At 68.1% G+C, this 19,800-nt stretch carries 20 protein-coding genes; 7 read left to right on the top strand and 13 right to left on the bottom strand.

The genetic code is table 11. From position 1 onward, the window contains the following. The first annotated feature begins 160 nt into the window (after positions 1–160). Positions 161–496: a zinc ribbon domain-containing protein YjdM gene (locus DFO63_RS06045; RefSeq protein ID WP_014038055.1), complete on the top strand. Its 336-nt coding sequence runs from the start codon at positions 161–163 to the stop codon at positions 494–496. 7 nt (positions 497–503) lie between these two features. On the opposite strand, the gene DFO63_RS06040 is transcribed toward DFO63_RS06045, so the two are convergent. Continuing rightward, the gene (locus DFO63_RS06040) at positions 504–1,655 is read right to left on the bottom strand and encodes a tetratricopeptide repeat protein (protein WP_119006598.1); all 1,152 of its coding nucleotides are present in this window, start codon (positions 1,653–1,655) and stop codon (positions 504–506) included. A 229-nt stretch (positions 1,656–1,884) separates the two neighbouring features. On the opposite strand from DFO63_RS06040, the gene DFO63_RS06035 reads away from it, so the two are divergent. The 4 genes from DFO63_RS06035 to DFO63_RS06020 all read left to right on the top strand — a co-directional run bounded on the left by DFO63_RS06035 (position 1,885) and on the right by DFO63_RS06020 (position 4,749). Then, positions 1,885–2,487 (top strand): hypothetical protein, encoded by a 603-nt coding sequence (locus tag DFO63_RS06035; protein ID WP_119006597.1) that lies wholly within the window; start codon positions 1,885–1,887, stop codon positions 2,485–2,487. A 49-nt stretch (positions 2,488–2,536) separates the two neighbouring features. Beyond that, positions 2,537–2,710, top strand: a complete 174-nt coding sequence (locus DFO63_RS06030; protein ID WP_032958663.1) for an oxidoreductase-like domain-containing protein — start codon at positions 2,537–2,539, stop codon at positions 2,708–2,710. Then, positions 2,707–3,324 carry a DUF998 domain-containing protein gene (locus tag DFO63_RS06025; RefSeq protein ID WP_119006596.1) on the top strand — a complete coding sequence of 206 codons (618 nt, stop codon included), beginning with the start codon at positions 2,707–2,709 and terminating at the stop codon, positions 3,322–3,324. The genes DFO63_RS06030 and DFO63_RS06025 overlap by 4 nt, the downstream gene beginning before the upstream one ends. 78 nt (positions 3,325–3,402) lie before the next feature. Beyond that, the gene (locus DFO63_RS06020; protein ID WP_310648410.1) at positions 3,403–4,749 is read left to right on the top strand and encodes an AcvB/VirJ family lysyl-phosphatidylglycerol hydrolase; all 1,347 of its coding nucleotides are present in this window, start codon (positions 3,403–3,405) and stop codon (positions 4,747–4,749) included. 83 nt (positions 4,750–4,832) lie between these two features. On the opposite strand, the gene mprF is transcribed toward DFO63_RS06020, so the two are convergent. After that, positions 4,833–7,397, bottom strand: a complete 2,565-nt coding sequence (gene mprF, locus DFO63_RS06015; RefSeq protein WP_101765894.1) for a bifunctional lysylphosphatidylglycerol flippase/synthetase MprF — start codon at positions 7,395–7,397, stop codon at positions 4,833–4,835. A gap of 193 nt (positions 7,398–7,590) precedes the next feature. Here mprF and DFO63_RS06010 point away from each other — a divergent pair, with 193 nt between their 5' ends. Further along, entirely contained in the window at positions 7,591–7,938 is a 348-nt protein-coding gene (locus tag DFO63_RS06010) for a RidA family protein (RefSeq protein WP_005418155.1), read from the top strand. A 52-nt stretch (positions 7,939–7,990) separates the two neighbouring features. Here DFO63_RS06010 and rnfB read toward each other — a convergent pair whose 3' ends face one another. The 9 genes from rnfB to DFO63_RS05960 all read right to left on the bottom strand — a co-directional run bounded on the left by rnfB (position 7,991) and on the right by DFO63_RS05960 (position 17,125). Beyond that, positions 7,991–8,404, bottom strand: coding sequence for an Rnf electron transport complex subunit RnfB (gene rnfB / locus DFO63_RS06005; RefSeq protein WP_119006595.1), 414 nt, complete (start codon positions 8,402–8,404; stop codon positions 7,991–7,993). A gap of 25 nt (positions 8,405–8,429) precedes the next feature. Next, positions 8,430–9,020, bottom strand: coding sequence for an HAD family hydrolase (locus DFO63_RS06000; RefSeq protein WP_049447126.1), 591 nt, complete (start codon positions 9,018–9,020; stop codon positions 8,430–8,432). A gap of 78 nt (positions 9,021–9,098) precedes the next feature. Further along, complete coding sequence (gene metG / locus DFO63_RS05995) at positions 9,099–11,180, bottom strand: methionine--tRNA ligase (protein WP_101765892.1); 2,082 nt, start codon at positions 11,178–11,180, stop codon at positions 9,099–9,101. Positions 11,181–11,282: 102 nt separating this feature from the next. Further along, positions 11,283–11,726, bottom strand: coding sequence for a DUF2147 domain-containing protein (locus DFO63_RS05990; protein ID WP_014038046.1), 444 nt, complete (start codon positions 11,724–11,726; stop codon positions 11,283–11,285). Between the two features lie 410 nt (positions 11,727–12,136). Further along, entirely contained in the window at positions 12,137–12,541 is a 405-nt protein-coding gene (locus DFO63_RS05980) for a VOC family protein (protein WP_049447129.1), read from the bottom strand. Next, entirely contained in the window at positions 12,538–13,608 is a 1,071-nt protein-coding gene (locus DFO63_RS05975; RefSeq protein WP_119006594.1) for a serine hydrolase domain-containing protein, read from the bottom strand. The genes DFO63_RS05980 and DFO63_RS05975 overlap by 4 nt, the downstream gene beginning before the upstream one ends. Positions 13,609–13,624: 16 nt before the next feature. Beyond that, positions 13,625–15,565, bottom strand: coding sequence for a DUF885 family protein (locus DFO63_RS05970; protein ID WP_119006593.1), 1,941 nt, complete (start codon positions 15,563–15,565; stop codon positions 13,625–13,627). A 94-nt stretch (positions 15,566–15,659) separates the two neighbouring features. Continuing rightward, entirely contained in the window at positions 15,660–16,445 is a 786-nt protein-coding gene (locus DFO63_RS05965) for a queuosine precursor transporter (RefSeq protein WP_014038042.1), read from the bottom strand. Further along, complete coding sequence (locus tag DFO63_RS05960) at positions 16,442–17,125, bottom strand: DUF502 domain-containing protein (RefSeq protein ID WP_014038041.1); 684 nt, start codon at positions 17,123–17,125, stop codon at positions 16,442–16,444. Before DFO63_RS05960 ends, DFO63_RS05965 begins: the two co-directional genes overlap by 4 nt. A 76-nt stretch (positions 17,126–17,201) precedes the next feature. Here DFO63_RS05960 and DFO63_RS05955 point away from each other — a divergent pair, with 76 nt between their 5' ends. Then, a complete protein-coding gene (locus tag DFO63_RS05955; protein WP_119006592.1) occupies positions 17,202–18,518 on the top strand; it encodes a hypothetical protein in 1,317 nt (438 codons plus the stop codon). An 8-nt stretch (positions 18,519–18,526) separates the two neighbouring features. On the opposite strand, the gene DFO63_RS05950 is transcribed toward DFO63_RS05955, so the two are convergent. Together DFO63_RS05950 and DFO63_RS05945 are read right to left on the bottom strand one after the other, a co-directional pair. Next, the gene (locus tag DFO63_RS05950) at positions 18,527–19,243 is read right to left on the bottom strand and encodes a hypothetical protein (RefSeq protein WP_119006591.1); all 717 of its coding nucleotides are present in this window, start codon (positions 19,241–19,243) and stop codon (positions 18,527–18,529) included. Between the two features lie 47 nt (positions 19,244–19,290). Continuing rightward, the gene (locus DFO63_RS05945; protein WP_049447139.1) at positions 19,291–19,743 is read right to left on the bottom strand and encodes a DUF4442 domain-containing protein; all 453 of its coding nucleotides are present in this window, start codon (positions 19,741–19,743) and stop codon (positions 19,291–19,293) included. Positions 19,744–19,800: the final 57 nt, after the last annotated feature.

The raw sequence follows: 19,800 nt of genomic DNA, 5'->3' as shown, positions 1-19,800 counted from the left end.
CTCTGCTGCAGTTCGCCGCCGACTGCAAGTTCCTGCGGCCTCCCGATCCGGATCGGGGTTCTGGATCGGGTCATGCGGTCCGCCGGGTGCCGCCCGGAAAAGGGCAGGGGAGCCGGGCGGTTACAATGGCGGCTGTTGATTCACTTTGAGGTACTTGCTGATGTCTTCTGCCCCCGCCTGCCCGCAGTGCACCCTGGAAAACACCTATGCCGATGGCGCGCTGTGGATCTGCGCCGACTGCGGCTTCGAATGGACCGCCGAGGAGGGTGCCGGTTCGACCCTGGTCGTGCGTGACAGCAACGGCAACACCCTGCAGGCCGGTGACACCGTCACCGTGATCAAGGACCTGAAGGTGAAAGGTTCCTCGATCCCGCTCAAGCAGGGCACCGTGATCCGCAACATCCGCCTGGTCGAGGACGATGCCGAGCACATCGAAGGCAACTCGGACAAGATCAAGGGCCTGGTCCTGAAGACCTGCTTCCTCAAGAAGGCCTGAGCGGCTTTCAACGCCTGGCCTGCTGCTGTGCGCGCCAGCGGGCCAGGCTGTCCAGCTTGGCCTGGTAGCGCGCCTGCTGCGGGGCACCGCCCAGCTCCTGCGCGCGCAGCAGTTCACGATCGGCGCGCTTGAGCTGGCCGGCCAGAAAGTAGGCCCGCGCCAGCCCGAAGTGGAACTGGTGTGCGGTGTCGTACAGGCGCACGGCCTGCCGGTAATAGCGGATCGCCTGATCCAGTTGGCCGGCGCGTTCGGCCTCGGCGCCGAGCATGTACTGCGCGAACGGATCCTCGCGCTGCACTGACTGCAGCCGCTGCTCCAGCGCCTGCGCCTGCACGACCATGCCCAGCTTTCGGTACAACGCACTGGCGTTGGTCAGTGCAGCGTCCTGGCGGCCGTCCAGTCGCAGCGCCGTTTCCAGTGTCCGGCGCGCGGCGGCGGTATCGCCCGTACGGTTTTCCAGCACGCCCAGGTTGTTCCAGGTGGCGGCGAAGCTGTTGTCCTGTGCCAGCGCGGCATTGAAGAAGGTGCGTGCACCCACCAGATCGCCGCTGGCCATGCGTTCGGCGCCGCGGTTGTTGTAGAAGTGTGCCAATGCCCGTGCCTGGCTGATCGGCAGCGGCCCGCGGCGGTCGTACAGCACGTTGCGATCCAGATCGACGGTGGCGAAGCGGCCGGCGAAGCCGACCCCGGCATTGACGTGGCCGACGCTGTAGACCAGGCCCTGGGCCTGGTCCTGGTACCACGACACCACCTGGCCGACTTCCTGCACGCGTGCCTGGATGCCGGCTTCGCGTGCCAGCGCGACGAACATCAGGGTAAAGGCCAGGCAGTTGGCGCGCCGCTGCTGCCAGATCTCGCTGACGGTGAGGGTCGCATCGGCGTCGTACTGCAGGTCCAGGCCGTGGCGGTCGAAGATCATTTCCACCAGCGCCTGCAGGCGCTGCTCGCGCGAGTAACTGCGATTGATCACCTGCGTGCGCAGCATGTCGCGCATCGCCGGCGGAATTGCGAACACCTGCTGCGGCGTCGGAATCGTCGCCGCGGCGGTGCTGGCAACAACCGCGGGGGCTTCGGTCGCGGCAGGGTTGAGTGCGATCGCGGACGGTGCCGCCAATGCGGCCAGTGCGAGCAGAACGGATCGGGCGGCAGGACGGTACATGACGGCTCCCGGCAGCGGCGGGCGCTCCCGCCTGAGGCGAGTGTAGACCTGTGCGCGCACCGCTGCAGCGACCGCTGGTCGGTCCGCGGGTTCATCCACAACCGGTGTGGACCAGCGCTCGACAAAGCTGTGGACAACCGTGCTGCGGCCTAGTGCGAAGGGCCTTGTGAGGGCGTGGTGAAAAAAGTGACAGCTTGCCCGCCACCGGCGCAGGCGGGATGATCCGCGCATGGACTTTTCCCCGCTGACGCTCGCTCCAGTGCAGTGGCAGGCGCTGCAGGACAGCTATGCAACGCCGCCACGGGCCTACCACCACTTCGGCCACGTGCGCGCGGTGCTGCAGCACTGCCAGGAGGTTGCCGACGGCCCCGGCTGGCAGCAACCGGCCGAGGTCTACCTGGCCGTGCTCTACCACGATGCGATCTACGTGGCGGGGCGAAAGGACAACGAGGCGCGTTCGGCGCAGCTGGCCCTGCAGGCGATCGCGCAGGCGCCGGAACTCGCCGCCGTCGATGCCGCCCGGGTCGAGCAGCTGATCCTGCTGACCGCCCGCCATGGCGCGCTCGGCCCGGACGATGTCGATGCCGAGGCCGCGTTGTTCCTGGACTGCGACATGGCGATCCTGGCCGCGCCGGAACCGGTGTTCACTGCCTATGACCGTGGCGTGGCCGAGGAGTACAAGGGCGTGGTGCCGGGCTTCCTGTATCGCGCCGGCCGTCGCCGTTTCCTGCAGGGCCTGCTGCGCGCACCGCGCATCTTCCTCAGCGAATTCTTCCACCAGCGCCTCGACGCGGCCGCGCGCGACAACCTGCGCCGCCAGCTGGACCACTGAGCCAGCCCGGTACACTGGGGCCTGTTTCCACCGATCGCCGCTTCCAACCGTGTCCGTCCCTGATCCCGATCCCCGTCCGCTGCCGCCGGAAGAGCCCGGTCCCAACGAATGCTGCGGCAGCGGTTGCCCGCTGTGCGTGCTGGATCTGTATGCCGATGAGCTGCAGCGCTACCGCAAGGCGTTGGCCGAATGGCAGGCGCGGCACCCGGAGGCCTCCGCATGAGCCGCGCGCGTCCGGCGGCGCTGTTGGCGCTGGCAGCCCTGGTTCTGTTCCTGGCCACCGCGCTGTGGACGCAGTTCGCACGCACCGACCTGGACTGGGTGCGGGCCACGCTCAGCCTCTACCTGCATGGGCCGTGGGGGCTGGCGTTGCGCGCGGCCTACTGCCTGCTGGCATTGGCGATCGCCCTGCTCGGCATCGCCCTTTATCGCGGCAGCATCGGCCCACGGCGCAGCGCGGCAGCGCCGCTGCTGTTCACGGTCTCGGCGCTGGGCCTGGCCACGGTCGCCATCGGTGACAGTTGGCTGCCCGAAGCCACGCCGCTGCTGGCACCATTCATCCATGGGCTGGCGGCCAACACCGCGTTCCTGTGCGCCAGCGTCGGCATGCTGTTGCAGGCCTGGTACCTGCGCCGCGAACCGGGCTGGCAATCTGCCGCCGGCCTGCTCTGGGGCTGGGCCTGGCTGGCCTTCGTGCTGCTGTGGCTGCACGTGCTGTGGCGTGGCGGGCCGCCGCGCGGGCTGGGGCAGAAAGTGGTGATCGTGGCGATCGTGGGCTGGCTGCTGTATCTGGCGCTGGCGCTGTATCGGCGCAGTCGTCGCGCCGCAGCCTGCTGAAAGCCCAACAGCCTGCACCGGTACGTGCCGTGCACGTGGAGGCAGCGTATCGTGTGCGCATTCCATCGGGGCTGCGATATGAAGCGTGCAGGGCTGGTCAGGGTAATGGGTGTGGTGCTGGCGCTGGCCGCACTGCCGGCAACAGCGGCAGCGACCGTGCAGCAGTTCAGCCACGGGCGGTTCGAACAGATTCCGGTGCACATGCCATCGGGAACGCCGCAGCGGGTGGTGATCTGGTTCCATGAACCTTCCGCCGGTGGCGATACCAGCCGTCTGCCGATCGAGGCCCTGCGTGCCGATGGTGCGATGGTCGCAGCCGTGGACATCGCGCACCTGCGCGGGGTGCTCAAGCGTGAGGGCGACCCCACCTGTTCGTTCGGCTCCGGCGACGTCGAGAACTTCTCGCGCTGGCTGCAGGCCTCCCTGCATCTGCCCGGCTACCACCTGCCGCTGGTCGGCGGCGATGGTGAAGGTGCAGAAATGGCCTACTCACTGGCCGCGCAGGCCGACACCCAGGTGTTCGCCGGCCTGCTCACCACCGGCTTCTGCCCGGACCACAACCACGAGCGCATGGTCTGCGGCGATGGTGTGAAGCGCAACACGCTGCAACCCGCCGAACTGAACTTCCCATGGTTGAGTGCAGCGGGTGATCACGGTTGCAAGGTGGGTGAGGCCAGCGGGTTCGTGCAGCAGGTCGCGATGGCGCGCGAGTTCAAGCGCACCGCGCGTGGTGATGCCTCACCGGGCCTGGTGGCTGCCGCGCGGGTGATGGGTGCGCAGGCGGGCGTCAGCCTGGCACCGCCGCCGGCCGCGCTGAAGGGCCTGCCGGTGGTGGAAGTACCGGCGACCGGCAACGGCGACACGCTGGCCGTGTTCGTTTCCGGCGATGGTGGCTGGGCCGGCCTGGACAAGGACGTGGCATCGTCGCTCAACGAGCATGGCGTGGCCGTGGTCGGCATCGACTCGCTGCGCTACTTCTGGAGCGAGCGCACGCCGAAGGGCTTCGCTGCTGACCTGCAGAAGATCATCGACCACTACCGCCAGCAGTGGCACCGCGACAAGGTGATGCTGATCGGTTTCTCGCAGGGCGCCGACGTGCTGCCGGCGACCATCAACCAGCTCGATGCCGATACCCGTGCGGCGCTGGACCGTATCGTGCTGCTGTCGGTAGGCAAGAAGGCCGACTTCGAATTCCACGTCAGCAACTGGCTGGGCGGTGGCGGCGACGGCCTGCCGATCGCGCCGGAAGTGGCCAGACTCCCGACTGGCAAGACGCTGTGCGTGTACGGCCAGGACGACGATGACGCGCTGTGCCCCGGCCTGCCGGCCAACGACGGCGTGCAGAAGGTGAAGCTGCCTGGCGACCACCACTTCAATGGTGATTACGACCGCCTGGCCGAAGTGATCCTCAAGGGCGGGGCGTGAACCGGAGAGCGTGCGAACCAACGGTTCGCACCCACCAGAACGAGCCGCGGTAGCGTCGAGCCATGCCCGACGCTACCGCGGCCTCAGTTGCGCCGCGGGTCCAGCGAGATCAGGCGCGTGGCATCGAGCAGCGCCGCCGGCAGGTGCATGCCACCCGGCGCAGCGAGATAGCGTGGCCGCCACTGCGGGTCGAACTTCGACTTGAAGCGGCGCAGGCCACTGAACCCGTAGAAGCGTTCGCCGTGCCGCGCCAGCAGGCCGGCCAGGCGGTTCCAGCGGCCGGCCAGGCGATGCTGTGCCAGCCCGGACAGTGGTGCCATGCCCAGCGAGAAGCGTGCATAGCCCTGCGCGCGGCCCCACAGGAACAGCTCGATGAAGAGGAAGTCCATCGTGCCCTTTGGCGCCTCGTTGACGTGTCGCATCAGGTCCACCGACAGCTCGGCACCGGCCGGTGCCTGCCACAGGTTGGCGAACGCCACGATCTGGCCTTCGGCCTCGACCAGCGCCACCGGGAAGCGCACCAGGTAGTCCGGATCGTAGCTGCCCAGCGAGAAGCCCTTTTCGTCGCCGGCCTTGTCTTCCAGCCACGCGTTGGAGATCGCGTGCAGGCGTGGCAGCAGGCTGGGAATTTCTTCCACCTGTGCCACGCGGAACGACAGGCCGCTGCGCTTGCCGCGGTTCCAGGCCTGGCGCAGGTCGGCGCGTTCGCGGCCTTCCAGGCCGAAGTCGTGCAGCGGCACCATCGCTTCTTCGCCCAGCTTGACCAGCCCCAGGCCGAGGTCAAGATAGGTCTGCCAGTAGGTCTCGCCGACCTGGTAGAACACCGGGCGCAGGCCGAGCCGGTCGGCTTCCTCGCGGAAGCGCCAGATCAATGCGCGGGCGACGTCCGGCGGGCCGACCGGATCGCCCATCGCGATCAGCGAACCGCCGTAGCGCTGCATCATCACGAAGCCCTGCTTTGCATCATCGCGTAGCACCGCCTTGTCGGCGGTCAGCACCAGGCAGGCCTGGGTATCGGTGGCACCGGCCAGTACCGGCGCCAGCGATTGCAGCGTGGCTTCGTCGGCGGGTTGCAGCGGGCTGCGCGTGCTGTGCAGCAACCGCGCCAGGCCGAACATCACCAGCGCGATGGCCACCACCAGCAGTGCACGCAACGCGCGCGGTGCGTTGCCCGACACCGCGAACTGCCACCACAACTCGTTCTGGTATTCGACATGGCTGTAGGTGAAGAACAGCAGCCAGGTCACCGCCACCAGCACCAGGCCGAGGTTGCGCAGCCACGGCCACGACCAGGCTTCATCCAGCAGTGCGCCCTGGCGGTAGAACTCGCGGCGCGCGGCCCACAGCGCCATCGCCGCCAGCACTGCGGAAACTGCGATCAGCCATTGGCCGCCACGCAGCCACAGCGGCAGCGGGGTGATCACGCACACCGCCATCGCCAGCATCCACGCGGCGTGGCTGCGCCGGGCCAGGCCCTGGCCGATCAGCAGCAGCGCGACGCCACTGAGGCTGCCGATCAGGTGCGAGGTTTCCAGGATCGGCAGCGAGGCGTTCACCAGGTGACGGCGTGGCGTCGGCAGCGTGCCGTCGATGACCAGCGCCGCGCCGATGCTGAACACCGCCAGCGCGATGATCTGCGGCAGCCATGGGCGCAGCGCGTTCCAGCCGGCGCGGGTGGCGCCGGCGCTGGCCTGCAGCGGCTGCCGCAGGGCGGGCGCAAGGGCGAGCAGGGTGGCCAGCACCAGCGGCAGCACGTAGTAGGTAACGCGGTAGATCAGCGCCGCCGCCAGCACCGCCGCCGGTGCCACCTGTGGCAGCAGCTTCAGCAGGCTCCACTCGAACACGCCCAGGCCGGCCGGCACGGTCGAGACCAGGCCGGCCAGCACCGCCACCAGGTACAGGCCGACGAAGCCGGGCAGGCCGGTCGGCGTGGAGTCCGGCAGCAGCACGTAGAAGGCGGCACTGGCCAGCACCAGCTCGATCACGCTGAGCACGGTGACGCCGATCATGGTGCGGCGGTCGGGCAGCCACAACGCATGGCCGAACACGCTGAACTGCCGGCCATCGCGGCCGACCAGCAGCACGGTACCCAGATAGGCGAGCAGGGCGACGATGCCGACGATGCGCACGGCATCGGGATTCAATGGCAATGCCAACGCCGCCGCCGCCGGTTCCATGCACAACGCCACGCTGATCAGCAGCCACGCACCGAACACGAAGCCGAGCGTGCTCATCAGCACCACCTGGCCGATCTGCGCCAGGTCGAGGCCGGCGCTGCGATAGCCGCGCAGGCGCACTGCGCCACCGGTCAACGCGGCAAAGCCCACGGTCTGGCCCAGCGTGTGCGCGAGGAAGGCGGTGATGCCGATGCGCGCCGGATGCACGCGGATGCCGCTGCGGCGCAGGCCGATGGCATCGAAGCCGATCAGGCAGGCGTAGCTGGCCAGGCCGAGTGCCACGGTGAGCGCAATCTGGGCGCCGCTGAGATGGCGGAACGCCTGGCGGATGGCACGGTAGCCGTGCTCATCGAATTCACTGGCCAGGCCATGCAGGGCCAGCGAGAGGATCAGCAGGGGAACGACGATGGTGAGGACCCGCTTCCATGCCGGGGGGGAGGAAGCGGTGGCGGGGTCGGTGGCTGGGGTCATCGGCGCAAGGGTGCGTCAGGAGGGGCGAGGGCAGTGTCAACGCGGGGCGTGGCGCATCGTGCGCCTGTCGCGGTCATTTGACCAGCAGGTGTGTCGGAGCCCGGTAGTGATGTTGCGCGAAGGTTCCCCCTGCACCCACCGTTTACCGGTTTGGAGGACAATGCAGGCCTGATCACCCGCAGGAGCCACGCCCATGATGGAGCGTTACGACGTCGGACCGCGCATGTCCGAAATGACCGTGTACAACAAGGTCGCCTATCTCTCCGGCCAGATTCCGGAAGACACCAGCCAGGACATCACCGGGCAGACCCGGCAGGTGCTGGCCGAGATCGACAAGCTGCTGGCGCTGGTCGCCAGTGATCGCCAGCACGTGCTGCGCGCCGAAGTGTTCCTGGCCGACATCGCCGACTTCGACGGCATGAACAAGGCGTGGGACGAGTGGGTGGTAGAGGGTGCGACCCCGGCCCGCGCAACGTTCGAAGCCAAGCTGGCCCACGCCGAGTGGAAGGTCGAGATCGTGGTGACGGCCGCGGTGCCGTAATCATTGAACGGGGTCAGATCCCTTTCCCGTTGGAAAAGGGATCTGACCCCGGCTATGCCGGCACCATCTCGATGCAATCCACCGGGCACGGTGGAATGCACAGCTCGCAACCGGTGCACAGATCGGCAATGACCGTGTGCATGTACTTGGCGCCGCCGACGATGGCGTCCACCGGGCAGGCCTGGATGCACTTGGTGCAGCCGATGCAGTCGGCTTCCACGATCAGCGCCACCTGCGGCGCCTTGTGTTCGCCACGCGAACGATCAAACGGAACGGCGGGTACGCCCAGTACCTGCGCCAATGCGCGCGCGCCGGCATCGCCGCCCGGCGGGCAGCGGTCCACGCCCGCCTCGCCGCGCGCCATCGCCTGCGCGTACGGGCGGCAGCCGTCGTAGCCGCATTGCCCGCATTGGGTCTGCGGCAGCAGGCGGTCGAGGCGTTCGGTCAGGGGCGGGATCAGGCTCATGCGTGGCGAAGGCTGCGCGTTGGGATTACTTCAGGGGTTTGCCACGGAACCAGCGCTCGTGCGCCAGCGCCAGCATCGGCTTGTCTTCTGAACTGTCACCGTAGGCATGGATGCGCACGTAGCGCGACAGATCGAACTGGCGGCGGATGTGCTCGACCTTGCGCGGGCCGCAGTCGCCGCCGGCATAACGACCGGTCAGGCGGCCGTCCTGGCTTTCCAGCCGGTTGCAGATCAGCTGCAGGCCCAGCTGCTCGCACCACGGCCGCAGGTACAGGTCCAGCGAGCCGGACACGATCACCACGGTGTGCTGCTGTTCCTTGTGCCAGCGGATCTGTTCCAGCATCTCCGGGCGCACAACCTCGGGCAGGAACTCACGCGAGAAGCCGGCCGCCAGCGTGGCGATGTCATCGCTGTGGCGGTCGCTGAAGGTCAGGCGGGTGACGCGTGCACGGATGCGTTCGGCCGAGATCAGTTTCAGCTTGTACGCGGCCAGCCACGGGCCGACCTTCCACCACGCCTGCGCCAGCTGTTCGGCCGTGGCCACGCGGCGCAGGAAACGGCCATAGGTATCGCAGGTGGTCACGGTGTGGTCGAAGTCGAACAGCGCCAGTTCCATTCCGTTGCTTCCCATCGCGTTGCGTCCGGTGGCCGGTGCTGCCGGCGGGCGCGGCGATAACCGCGTCCGCTGCGGGCATCAGCGGACCGGCATGCCCGGCTGTGCGCCGCTGTCGGCGTCCAGCAGCGCCAGCGCGCCGCCGTCGAAACCGGCCGACAGGATCATGCCTTCGCTCAGGCCGAAGCGCATCTTGCGCGGGGCCAGGTTGGCGATGAACACCACGCTGCGGCCGACCAGGGCTTCCGGCTCGCCGTAGCTGCCACGGATGCCGGAGAAGATCTGGCGCTTGCCCAGTTCGCCGGCGTCCAGTTCGAAGCGCAGCAGCTTGTCCGAGCCTTCCACGAACTCGCACACCAGCACCTTGCCGATGCGCAGGTCGAGCTTGGCGAAATCGTCGATGCCGATGTAGGCCGGGGCGTCGGTGCTCTTGGCTTCTTCCTTGGCCGGTGCCGGTGCGGCCGGCTTGACCGCATCGGTCTTGGCGGCGGGGGCGGCAGCGGCGGCCGGCTGCAGGGTGTCCTTGGAGGCGTCGATCATGGCGTCAATCTTCTTCGGGTCGATACGGGTGAACAGCGGGGTGTAGTCAGTGATGCGGTGGCCCAGCAGCGGCTGCACCAGGTCGGTCCAGTCGTTTGCCGGCGCGGCCAGGAAGGCCTCGGCCTGCGCGGCGGTGGCCGGCAGCACCGGCTTCAGTGCGGTGACCAGCACGCGGAACAGGTTCAGGCCCTGGCTGCATACGGCCTGCAGCTGTGCGTCGGCACCTTCCTGCTTGGCGATGACCCACGGCTTGACGTCGTCGATGTAGCGGTTGGCTTCGTCAGCCAGGGTCATGGTCAGGCGGATCGCCGCGGCCGGGTCATTGCGCTCGTAGGCTTCACGGATCGGCGCCAGGCCATCGACGAAGCGCTGGTATTGCGCCGCATCGGGCAGCTGCGCGGCCAACAGGCCGTCGAAGCGCTTGCTGATGAAGCCGGCGCAGCGGCTGGCCAGGTTGACGAACTTGCCGACCAGATCGGCGTTGACGCGGGCGATGAAGTCACCCAGGTTCAGGTCGAGATCGTCGACGCCGCCGCCGGACTTGGCGGCGTAGTAATAGCGCAGCGCTTCCGGCTCCAGGCCGGCATCGAGGAAGGTACGGGCCATCACGAAGGTGCCACGCGACTTGCTCATCTTGGCGCCGTCCACGGTCAGGTAGCCGTTGACGTGCAGGCGGGTCGGCGCGCGGTGGCCGGTACCGTGCAGCACCGCCGGCCAGAACAGGCCGTGGAAGTTGACGATGTCCTTGCCGATGAAGTGGTGCAGCTCGGTGCTGGTGCCGGCACGCAGGTGCGCTTCGAAGTCCTCGCCGAGCTTGCCGCACAGGGTCTGGAAGCTGGACAGGTAGCCGATGGGCGCATCCAGCCAGACGTAGAAGTACTTGCCCGGCTGGCCGGGAATCTGGAAACCGAAGTACGGTGCATCGCGCGAGATGTCCCACGCGCGCAGGCCACCTTCGGCATTGAGCCACTCACCGAGCTTGGCCTTCACGCCCGGCAGGGCGACATCGCCGGCCAGCCATTCGCGCAGGAACGCATCGAAGTGGCCCACCTCGAAGAAGAAGTGCTCCGAATCGCGCATTTCCGGCGTGGCACCGGAGATGACCGAACGCGGCTCCTTCAGGTCGGTCGGCGCATAGGTGGCGCCGCAGACTTCGCAGTTGTCGCCGTACTGGTCGGGGCTGCCGCAGTTCGGGCAGATGCCCTTGACGTAGCGGTCGGGCAGGAACATGCCCTTGGCCGGGTCGTAGAACTGCGCCACCGAACGGCGGCTGATGTGGCCGGCCGCTTCCAGCTTCAGGTAGAACTGCTCGGTCAGCGCCTGGTTGGCCGCCGAGTTGGTCGAGTCGTAATGGTCGAAGGCCACGCCGAAGGCGGCGAAGTCACGTTCGTGGCTGGCCTGGATGTTGGCGATGAAGGTTTCCGGGGTGACCCCGGCCTTTTCCGCAGCCAGCATGATCGGCGTGCCGTGGGTGTCGTCGGCGCAGACGAACCAGGCCTTGCCGCCGCTCATTCGCCGCGCACGCACCCAGATGTCGGCCTGGATGTAGCCGACCAGGTGGCCCAGATGCAGCGGGCCGTTGGCGTAGGGCAGGGCGGTGGTGACGAGCGCGGTACGGGTCATGGTCGCGGGGTGAAGCCGAGGGGAACCGCAGAGTATCGCATGCCCGCAACGAGGTGACCCGGCCGGGGCCGGGTCACGGGGATGAAGCGGGAACGGGGGCGCTTATTCGCGCTGCCAGGTCTGCGCGCGGCAGATGAAGGCGATGCAGCCGGACACGTCCAGCTTGGTGCCACCCGGCTGCAGCTCCATCTTCGACTTGTAGGTCTTGCCGTTGGCCGGGTCGAGGATGGTGCCGCCGGACCACTTGTTGGCGCCGTCGGCCTTCAGGTTCCAGAGGATGGTCATGCCCTTCACCGGCTTGTTCTTGTTGGCGCCTTCACATCCATCGCAGACCGGGTTGGGGCCCTTGTCCGAGTGCAGGATGTCGACCACCTTGCCGGTCAGCGTGCCGTTGGCGGCCTCGGTGATCTCGACGATCGACTTCACCTTGCCGGTCTTGTCGTCGATGGTCTTCCAGCGGCCGGCGGCGCCGTCGGCGGCCTGGGCCGACAGGGCGGCCAGGCACAGCGGCAGTGCCAGCAGCAGGGTCTTGAAGGTGTTGCGCATGGTCCCCTCCCAGGGTTCATTCCGGCACGCTGCCGGCATGGGTCGACTGTATACCCATTCGGCGGGGTATGGGAAAGGGGGGCTTTGCAGGGCTGCGCCCTGCACCCGCGGTAGTGCCGGCCGCTGGCCGGCAACCTCAACAGCAACAGCCAGCATTCCGCGGTATGGCGGGGTGGGTCCGGTTGCGGGGGACGCCGTGAACCCGTCCCTGGGGGCTTGGCCGCGGCATCCATGCCGCGGACACCCCCGCAACCGGACCCACCCCGCCTTCGACAGGTTCCGTGTGCTGTGGGTAGGTGTCGACCTTGGTCGACACGGTAGATCCACGCCATGCGTGGATGGCGTTTCCGGTGACGGCGATGGGGTCAGATCCCTTTTCCGACGGAAAAGGGATCTGACCCCCGGGGGCGTCAACCGACTTCGTACAGCTCCAGCGGCAGGTCGTCGGGGTCGGCGAAGAAGGTGAAGCGGCGGCCGGTGTACTCGTCCACGCGGATCGGCTCGCACGCCACGCCATGCGCGGCCAGGCGCTGGATGAATGGCTCCAGCGCGGCCACGCGGAACGCGAGGTGGCGCAGGCCCTGGGCTTCCGGGCGGCTGGGCCGGGGCGGCGGGGAGGGGAAGGAGAACAGTTCCAGCTGCCCGCCGTCGGGCAGGGCCAGGTCCAGCTTCCAGGAATCGCGCGCGCTGCGGTGGTTCTCGGCCAGCACGCGCAGGCCGAGGATGCGCACGTAGAAGTCCTTCGAGCGTGCGTAGTCGCTGCAGATCAGTGCGGCGTGGTGGATGCCCAGCAGGGCGTCGGCATCGCGGGTCATTGCAGGGTGTCCAGCCAGCGCTGGGCGATCTTCAGCGCCAGCGGATAGGGTTCGGGGTCGTTGCGGTTGGTCAGCACGATCACGGTCAGGTGCTTCTCCGGGTGGCGCACGATCACGTTGCGGAAGCCGATGCTCTCGCCGCTGTGCCATTGCACCGGGCCATTCAGGCGCCAGCCGAAGCCGTAGTGCGGTACGTCCGGTTCGGGTGTTGCCGTGGCCGGGCTGAACATCGCGCGGCGCGAGGCCTTCGACAGCAGGCGGTCGTCGTACAGCACCGCATCCCAGCGGGCCAGGTCGTCCAGCGAGGAATAGATGCCGCCATCGCCGAGCACGGCACTGGTGGTGCTCTGGTCCGTGCGTTGCCAACGGCCATCGATCCAGCTGTAGCCATAGGCGCGTGCGGCGATGGTATCGACGCCGTCCTGGTGGGCCACGGTGTGCGCCATGCCCAGTGGGCGGAAGATGCGCTGCTGCAGGAAGGCTGCGAAATCCTGGCCGGAGGCACGTCCGACGATCAGTGCCAGCAGCGCATAGCCGCTGTTGCTGTAGTGGTACTGCGTGCCGGGCGCGAAGTTCAGCCGGTCCTGGTGCGACAGCAGGGTCAGTACATCGGCGTCGTGCACCTGGCGGCTGTCGGCCGGGTCCATCAGGTCTTCGTAGTCGAGCAGGCCACCGGTGTGCGAGAGCAGCTGGCGGATGGTGATGGCGGCGGCAGCCGGTGGCAGTTCGGGCAGCCATTGCCGGGCAGGTTGATCCAGCCCGAGCCGGCCATCTTCCACCAGCAGCAGTACCGCCGCAGCGGTGAACTGCTTGCTGACCGAGGCCAGCCGGAAGTTGCTGGCCGCGGTGACCGCGGTGCCGTCCTCGACCACCGCCAGGCCATAGCCGCGGCGGAATACCGGCTTTCCGTCATGCAGCACCAGTACGGCGGCGCCGGGCACCTGGCCGTCGTAGGCCTGCATCAGGCCGTCGATGCCCGCATCCGGTGGGGTCGGCACCGGAGCGGCGGAGGTGCCCAGCGGCAGCAGGCCCAGCACGACGGCGAACAGGGCGACGGCAGGACGCATGGCGGCTCCGGAAGGGTCAGGGTGACGGGGCGGGCGTGGCGCTGGCGGGCTGAACCATCCAGCGCTCCATCTTGCGGTCCAGCACATCCAGCGGCATCGAGCCGTCCTTCAGCAGTTCGGCATGGAAGCGGCGCAGGTCGAAGGCGGCGCCCTGGCGTGCCTTGGCCTTGTCGCGCAGGGCAACAATGGTGGTCAGGCCAGCCACGTTGGACAGCGCCTGGCCGGGCTGGGCCATGATCCGCTCGACTTCGGCGTTGGCATCGTCGCTGCTCATGTCCACGGTCTTCTGCAGGTAGGTGACGGCCTGCTGCTTGCTCCAGCCCTGTGCGTTCACGCCGGTATCGGCCACCACGCGGGCGGCGCGCAGCAGGCGCGAGTACAGGTAGCCGATGCGGTCGTAGGGATCGGTGTAGATGCCCAGGTCTTCGCCCAGCGTTTCGGCGTACAGGCCCCAGCCTTCGACGAAGGCAAGATCGCCACCGAGGCGGCGGAAGCGCGGCAGCTTGGCCAGCTCCTGCTGCAGGCCCAGCTGCACGTGGTGGCCTGGGATCGCTTCATGCAGGTACTGCACCGGCACGTTCCAGCGCTTGCGGCTGGGCAGGTCGCGGGTGTTCACGTACAGCACCGCGGATTGCCCGGGCAGTGCCGGCTGGTAGGCCGCGGCAGCGGCGGTCAGTGCGCGCTCCGGTTCCACCGCGCGTACGTCCAGCGGCGCCTTCGGCATCGTATCCAGCACCTGCGGCAGGCGTGCGTTGACCTGCTGCTGCACCTGGCGGTAGCGGTTGATCAGCGCGTTGGCATCGCCGTACTGGAACTGGCGGTCGTTGCGCATGCTGCGCAGCAGCTTGGTGGGGGTACCGCGCAGCTTGGCATCCTTCATCACCGTGGCGATCTGGGCCTGCAGTTCCTGCACGCGTTGTTCGCCCAGCGCGTGCAGCTGCGCGGCGGTCTGGTCGCTGGCGGTGGTCTGCACGATCAGGTTGGCGTACCAGGCCTGGCCATCGGGCAGTGCGCCCAGGCCGCTGCTGGCGCGGGTGGCGGGCAGGTATTCGGTGGCGATGAAGCCGCGCAGGGCGCGGTAGGCCGGCATGATGCGCAGTTCGATCATGCGCTTGTACTCGGCGCTGATGCGCGCCTTGTCCTCAGCCGGGATGGTGTTCGGCATGGTGCGGATCGGCGACCAGAAGATGCTTTCCTCGGCGGTCGGCTTGATCACTGCATCCAGCTGCGGCAGCACTTTTTCCATCAGGTCGCGCGGCTGTACCACGCCGGCCTTCATGCCCTGGCGCATGTTGTCGATGGCCTGGTCGAACAGCTCGGGAATGCCCAGCGAACGGCGCGACCAGGTGTCGTAGTCCTGCACGGTGTTGAACGGCTGCGCGCCGGCGCCGGCACCGAGGATCGCCATGATGCTGCCGATGTTGTAGTACTGGCTGATCGGCATCATCCAGCTCGGGTAGCGCTCGGCGGCCAGCGAGGCGCGTGCGTCGCGCACGAAGATCTCGTAGCTGAGCAGGTCCTGGCCCTGCAGACCGTCACTGCCGAGCTTCTCGACCTTGCCCAGCCATTGCGTGGTGAAGTCGTGCGACTGCTGGCGCCAGGCGGCGGAGAGGATGTTGGGCAGCTGGTCGTTGTAGCGGGGTTCGCCCTGGAAGGTGGCCTGCAGCGGGTTCAACCGCATCGAGGCATCCCAGTATTCGTCGTACAGGCGTTCCAGCTGTACCTGCTTGGGTACGGCACGGGCCGGTGCGACCGGGCGCGGCGCGGCGCGGCGTGCCGAGCTGCCACGCGCCGGCGCGGTGGCGCGGGCGGGCTTGGCCTTGGGCTTGGCAGCCTGGCGGGTCTGCGCGGCGGCAGGGCGGCTGGCCTTCTTCTTCGCTGCTTCGGCCGACGGCACGGCACTGAACAGGAACAACGCGGCGATGGCGGCGGCCAGGGCGCGGGTGGGATGCGGCATCAGGAGCTTCCGTGGAACACAGACCGTGGAGCTTGCACGATCCGGCCGCGTACGGCCAGCGTGAAGGCGCAGTCAGCTTGCCGCCGCTGGGGCTTCAGTCAGCCGCCGCAGCAGCGCGCAACGCAGCGGCCCTGTCTGCGCCCAGATAGCGGGTGATCGCGCGCCGCATCAGGTACAGCAGCGGAATCAAGGCAATCGCAAAGCCCATCTTGTAGATGTAGTTGACGCTGCTGACGGCCAGGAACAGCGAGGTCGGCCAGTGCTGCGGGCCGAGCACGAAGGCGATCCAGATCACCACGAAGCTGTCCACCACCTGCGAGATCGCGGTGGACCCGGTCGCACGCAACCACACGTGGCGCTCGCCGGTGGCCTGGCGGATGCGATGGAATACCGCCACGTCGATCAACTGGCCGAGCAGGAAGGCCACCAGTGAACCGGCGATGGTCCACATGCCCTGGCCGAACACCGCTGCGAATGCGGCCTGGTAGTCCGGCACGCCGTGGCCGTCCATCGAGGTGACCCACCAGCTGGCCGGCGCCAGCGATATCGCCGCGAAGGCGAACAGGAAGCCATAGGCGATCAGCACCACGGCCAGCCACGAGATGAAGCGCACGCCGCGCTTGCCGAAAAACTCGTTGATGGTGTCGGTCATGATGAACACCACCGGCCACAGCAGGGTGCCGGCGGTGAAGCTGAGCGAGCCGGTCTGGCCGAACAGGTTCCAGTTCAACGGATCGATGCCCAGGGTGTCTTCCAGCGCGAAGATCTTCACCCCGATCAGTTCGGCCAGCACCGCGTTGCCGCAGAAGAACGCGGCCAACACGATGAACAGCAGGACCGCGCGGTCCTGCAGCGGGCGCTCGATCGGCGCCGCGGTCATTCGCTGCGATCGCCGGCGCGCGTGAACGGAACGCTGGACGGCGCGACGGCGCCGCCGGAAATGATGAAGCTCATGGCCTGGTCGACGGTCCAGTCGGTCGGGGTCAGCAGCTCCACCGGCACGATTTCCAGGTAACCCGAAGTCGGGTTCGGCGTGGTTGGCACGTACACCGCGGCCAGTTCACGGTCGGTGCCGTGTTCCTTGATCACGCGGGTGACCAGCCCGACCGACTTCATGTCGCGGTGCGGGAAGTCGATCAGCACCACGCGCTGGGTGCTGCCCGGTTCGGTCTGCAACATGTCCAGCAGTTTCTTGGCGCTGTCATAGATGATGCTGGCCAGCGGAATGCGCTTGATGACCGCGCCCACCCAGCGCAGCAGGCGCTGGCCCAGCACGCGGCGGCTGGCCACGCCCACCGCCAGGATCACCAGCAGGGTGGCCAGCAGGGCGATGGTGTCCTGGATCCACTCGGCACGGACCCAGCCGAGGTAATGCGGGAAGCTTGTCGCGATCTGCTCGGAAAGCGGCACCACCAACGGGCTGGAGATGCCCGACAGCAGCACGAACACGAACTTGACCACGACCCAGGTCAGCCAGATCGGCAGCAGGGTGAGCAGGCCGGTCAGGAACAGGCGCTGCAGGGAGGGGCGGGGGACCAGGGCGGGGGCTTCGAGCGACATGTGCGCATTGTAGCGGTCACGGCCGGTCGATTACGCTGGGGAATCGACTGCGGCAACGGCACATGGAAGGGAAGCTGTGTTGAAGATTCTGCGCGGACTGGGTTGGACCCTGGCAGGCCTGCTGGTGCTGGCCATCGTGGTGTGGTGCGCCTCGCGCATGTGGCCGGTGCCGGAATCGCGGCTGCAGGCCCAGCAGCGCTTGCAGGCCCGCCTGCCCGTCCACGGCCACAACGGCTTCGCGCTGCTGTGGACGCTCGCGTTCGATGATCTCGACACAGGCCAGCGCGAACAGGCGTTGGCCGCGGATGTGCAGCGTTGGGAGGCGGATCCGCGCGGCAATGGCGGCGCCGGACCGCAGCTGGCGGAGGGCCATGACGAGCTGCGATCACGACCGGCGGCCAGCTGTGGACCGACCGCCAGCGACTGCCTGGGCCAGGTGCGCGCCGACCCGCAGCGCTTCATGGATGCCCACGCTGGCCACCAGCAGCTGCATGTGCGCCTGGACCAGCTGGCCGATGCGGACCACTTCGCATCGCCGTTCCAGCCCAAGGGCGAGGGCATCCTGGTGCCGCTGCCGACCTATGGCCTGATGATCGATGCCACCAGCGCGCGCGCGCTGGCCTATGTGCAGGGCGATATCGATGGCGCGCTGCGTGGCAGTTGCCGTGGGCTGCAACTGGGCCGCCGGCTGGTGACGGGCGGCAGCTACCTGGTGGAGAGCATCATCGGTACCAGCCTGGTGCAGGCCAATGCCCAGCTGCTGGCCGACATGCTGGTCGAGCTGCCGGCCGACCATCCGCTGCCAGCGGAATGCGAGCAGGCGATGCAGCCGATGCTGGCCGCCGAACAGAGCCTGTGCCGTGCGATGCAGGGTGAGTACGCGATGAGCCGGGCCGCGATCGAAACCTCGGCGCAGGAATTCGGCGGGGTGCTGGTACTCGATCGCAGCAGCACCCTGGCGCGTGCGGCGGGCAATCTGGGCTGGGCCTGCGGCGCGGCGGCGATGGCCGCGCTGGAAGCGGATCGCCCGCTGCCGGTTCCGGCACCGCCGCAGCATGACTTCGGCTGCCTATCGAACATCATGGGCTGCGTGCTGACCGATATCGCCCGCCCGGTCTATCCCGCCTATTCGTCACGGACCCAGGATGCCGCCGCGATGGTGCGGCTGATCGGCGCGCAGCGCTGGCTGCGGCAGCAGGCGGAGGACCCGGTGGATGCGCTGCAGCGCCTGCCCGCCCAGTTCCGCTCGCCGGTGCGGGCACCGCAGCTGTCGGCCGATGGCCGCCGTCTGCAGGTGCCGCGGCGTTCACCGTCGCGCAGCAGCGACGAGAGCCCATGGCTGTCGGTGCCGCTGGTGATGGAGGGCGCCCCGGCCGCCGCTGCGCGCGACTGAGTAGCCTCTCAGTTGCTGCCCGCCAGCGGATCGAATGCCCAGCCATCACCGACGGTCTGCAGCGTCCAGCGGCGGCTGCTGCGCAGGGGCTCCCAGCGCACGCTGTCCTTGTCGTCCTCGATGCTGCCCTCGCTCCGCTTTACCTTGCGGGTGGAGAAATTCACGCTCACTGATTCGGTCTGCCCGGAATTGCGCATCACCGAATTCTGGTCGTAGCCGATCAGCACAAAGGCATCGTCCTGCCAGCGGAAGGTGAAGGCGGTCGTTCCCATTGACCAGCTTCCCGCGCTGGCGAATGAAAACAGCGCGACCTTCAGGGTGCCGCGCTGGATGCTGACGTTGCCGTCTTCGAGCGGATCGCTCATCACCGGATTGTCCGGGCGCGGTATCAGCTGGTGGTCCTGCACCGCCAGCACATAGCCGGATGGGCGCGACCACGCCACGGCGAGAATGCGCGGGTTGCTGTCGTACGGCGAGGGGCCGAAGCCATCGTGCTCGATGACGTTGCGTGGCTCCTGCTGGCGCAGCACCAGCACCAGGTCCGCGCGGCCATCCTGGTCGAGATCGCCTTCGATACTCGATTCAAGTGTCCAGCCCTGGGGTACGAAACCGGCGGCAGTGGCCGCCTGGGCCGGCAGCGTCGGATACCGCACCGGCGGCAGGTCCAAGGCGTGGGCGGCGAAGGGCAGGGTGGTCAGCAGTGTGGCGAGAGCATACGGGCGCATCGGAGCCTCCATGGCAGGGAGGCAGAGGATAGCGCCCGCGTACTGGATCAGCGTGCGTGCGGCTTCAACCGCAGGTAGACCTGCTTGCGTACCTGGGCGACCACCTCGCCGCTTTCGTCGACGACATCGTTGCTGAACCAGCGCAGCACCTTCTCACCGCCGGCCGCTTCGGCACGCAGTTCAGCCAGCAATGCATCGTCGATGCGGAAAGAGGTGCGCACCGTGCCCCGGCCAGGCTTGAGGAAATCGATCGCACCGGCCCGGTCCCACACATAGTAGTCACGGCCCAGGATGTGCAGCAGGCCAAGCATCCAGAACGGATCGGTCATCGCGAACAGGCTGCCGCCGAAATGCGTGCCCACGTAATTGCGGTTCCAGGGCCGCATCCGCAGCGCCACGTCGATCTGCCGGTAATCGGGCGTGATCCGGGTGACGTGGATGCCGGTGAACAGGAACGGCGGCCAGAGGTTGATGCCGAAGCGGAACAGGCGGGCGTTCATGCGGGTCCGGGGCGCGAGGCGAGGCGCCCAGTCTAACCATTCGCATGCGTATGTTGC

Source organism: Stenotrophomonas sp. AG209 (genome assembly GCF_003550055.1).
GTDB lineage: Bacteria > Pseudomonadota > Gammaproteobacteria > Xanthomonadales > Xanthomonadaceae > Stenotrophomonas.
This window is presented reverse-complemented; position numbering and strand designations above follow the sequence as displayed.

Excerpts from the sequence above, each read along its gene's own strand:
- DFO63_RS06045 (WP_014038055.1), top strand. The coding sequence starts at position 161 with ATGTCTTCTGCCCCCGCCTGCCCGCAGTGCACCCTGGAAAACACCTAT.
- DFO63_RS06040 (WP_119006598.1), bottom strand. The coding sequence starts at position 1,655 with ATGTACCGTCCTGCCGCCCGATCCGTTCTGCTCGCACTGGCCGCATTG.
- DFO63_RS06035 (WP_119006597.1), top strand. The coding sequence starts at position 1,885 with ATGGACTTTTCCCCGCTGACGCTCGCTCCAGTGCAGTGGCAGGCGCTG.
- DFO63_RS06025 (WP_119006596.1), top strand. The coding sequence starts at position 2,707 with ATGAGCCGCGCGCGTCCGGCGGCGCTGTTGGCGCTGGCAGCCCTGGTT.
- DFO63_RS06020 (WP_310648410.1), top strand. The coding sequence starts at position 3,403 with ATGAAGCGTGCAGGGCTGGTCAGGGTAATGGGTGTGGTGCTGGCGCTG.
- mprF (WP_101765894.1), bottom strand. The coding sequence starts at position 7,397 with ATGACCCCAGCCACCGACCCCGCCACCGCTTCCTCCCCCCCGGCATGG.
- DFO63_RS06010 (WP_005418155.1), top strand. The coding sequence starts at position 7,591 with ATGATGGAGCGTTACGACGTCGGACCGCGCATGTCCGAAATGACCGTG.
- rnfB (WP_119006595.1), bottom strand. The coding sequence starts at position 8,404 with ATGAGCCTGATCCCGCCCCTGACCGAACGCCTCGACCGCCTGCTGCCG.
- DFO63_RS06000 (WP_049447126.1), bottom strand. The coding sequence starts at position 9,020 with ATGGAACTGGCGCTGTTCGACTTCGACCACACCGTGACCACCTGCGAT.
- metG (WP_101765892.1), bottom strand. The coding sequence starts at position 11,180 with ATGACCCGTACCGCGCTCGTCACCACCGCCCTGCCCTACGCCAACGGC.
- DFO63_RS05990 (WP_014038046.1), bottom strand. The coding sequence starts at position 11,726 with ATGCGCAACACCTTCAAGACCCTGCTGCTGGCACTGCCGCTGTGCCTG.
- DFO63_RS05980 (WP_049447129.1), bottom strand. The coding sequence starts at position 12,541 with ATGACCCGCGATGCCGACGCCCTGCTGGGCATCCACCACGCCGCACTG.
- DFO63_RS05975 (WP_119006594.1), bottom strand. The coding sequence starts at position 13,608 with ATGCGTCCTGCCGTCGCCCTGTTCGCCGTCGTGCTGGGCCTGCTGCCG.
- DFO63_RS05970 (WP_119006593.1), bottom strand. The coding sequence starts at position 15,565 with ATGCCGCATCCCACCCGCGCCCTGGCCGCCGCCATCGCCGCGTTGTTC.
- DFO63_RS05965 (WP_014038042.1), bottom strand. The coding sequence starts at position 16,445 with ATGACCGCGGCGCCGATCGAGCGCCCGCTGCAGGACCGCGCGGTCCTG.
- DFO63_RS05960 (WP_014038041.1), bottom strand. The coding sequence starts at position 17,125 with ATGTCGCTCGAAGCCCCCGCCCTGGTCCCCCGCCCCTCCCTGCAGCGC.
- DFO63_RS05950 (WP_119006591.1), bottom strand. The coding sequence starts at position 19,243 with ATGCGCCCGTATGCTCTCGCCACACTGCTGACCACCCTGCCCTTCGCC.
- DFO63_RS05945 (WP_049447139.1), bottom strand. The coding sequence starts at position 19,743 with ATGAACGCCCGCCTGTTCCGCTTCGGCATCAACCTCTGGCCGCCGTTC.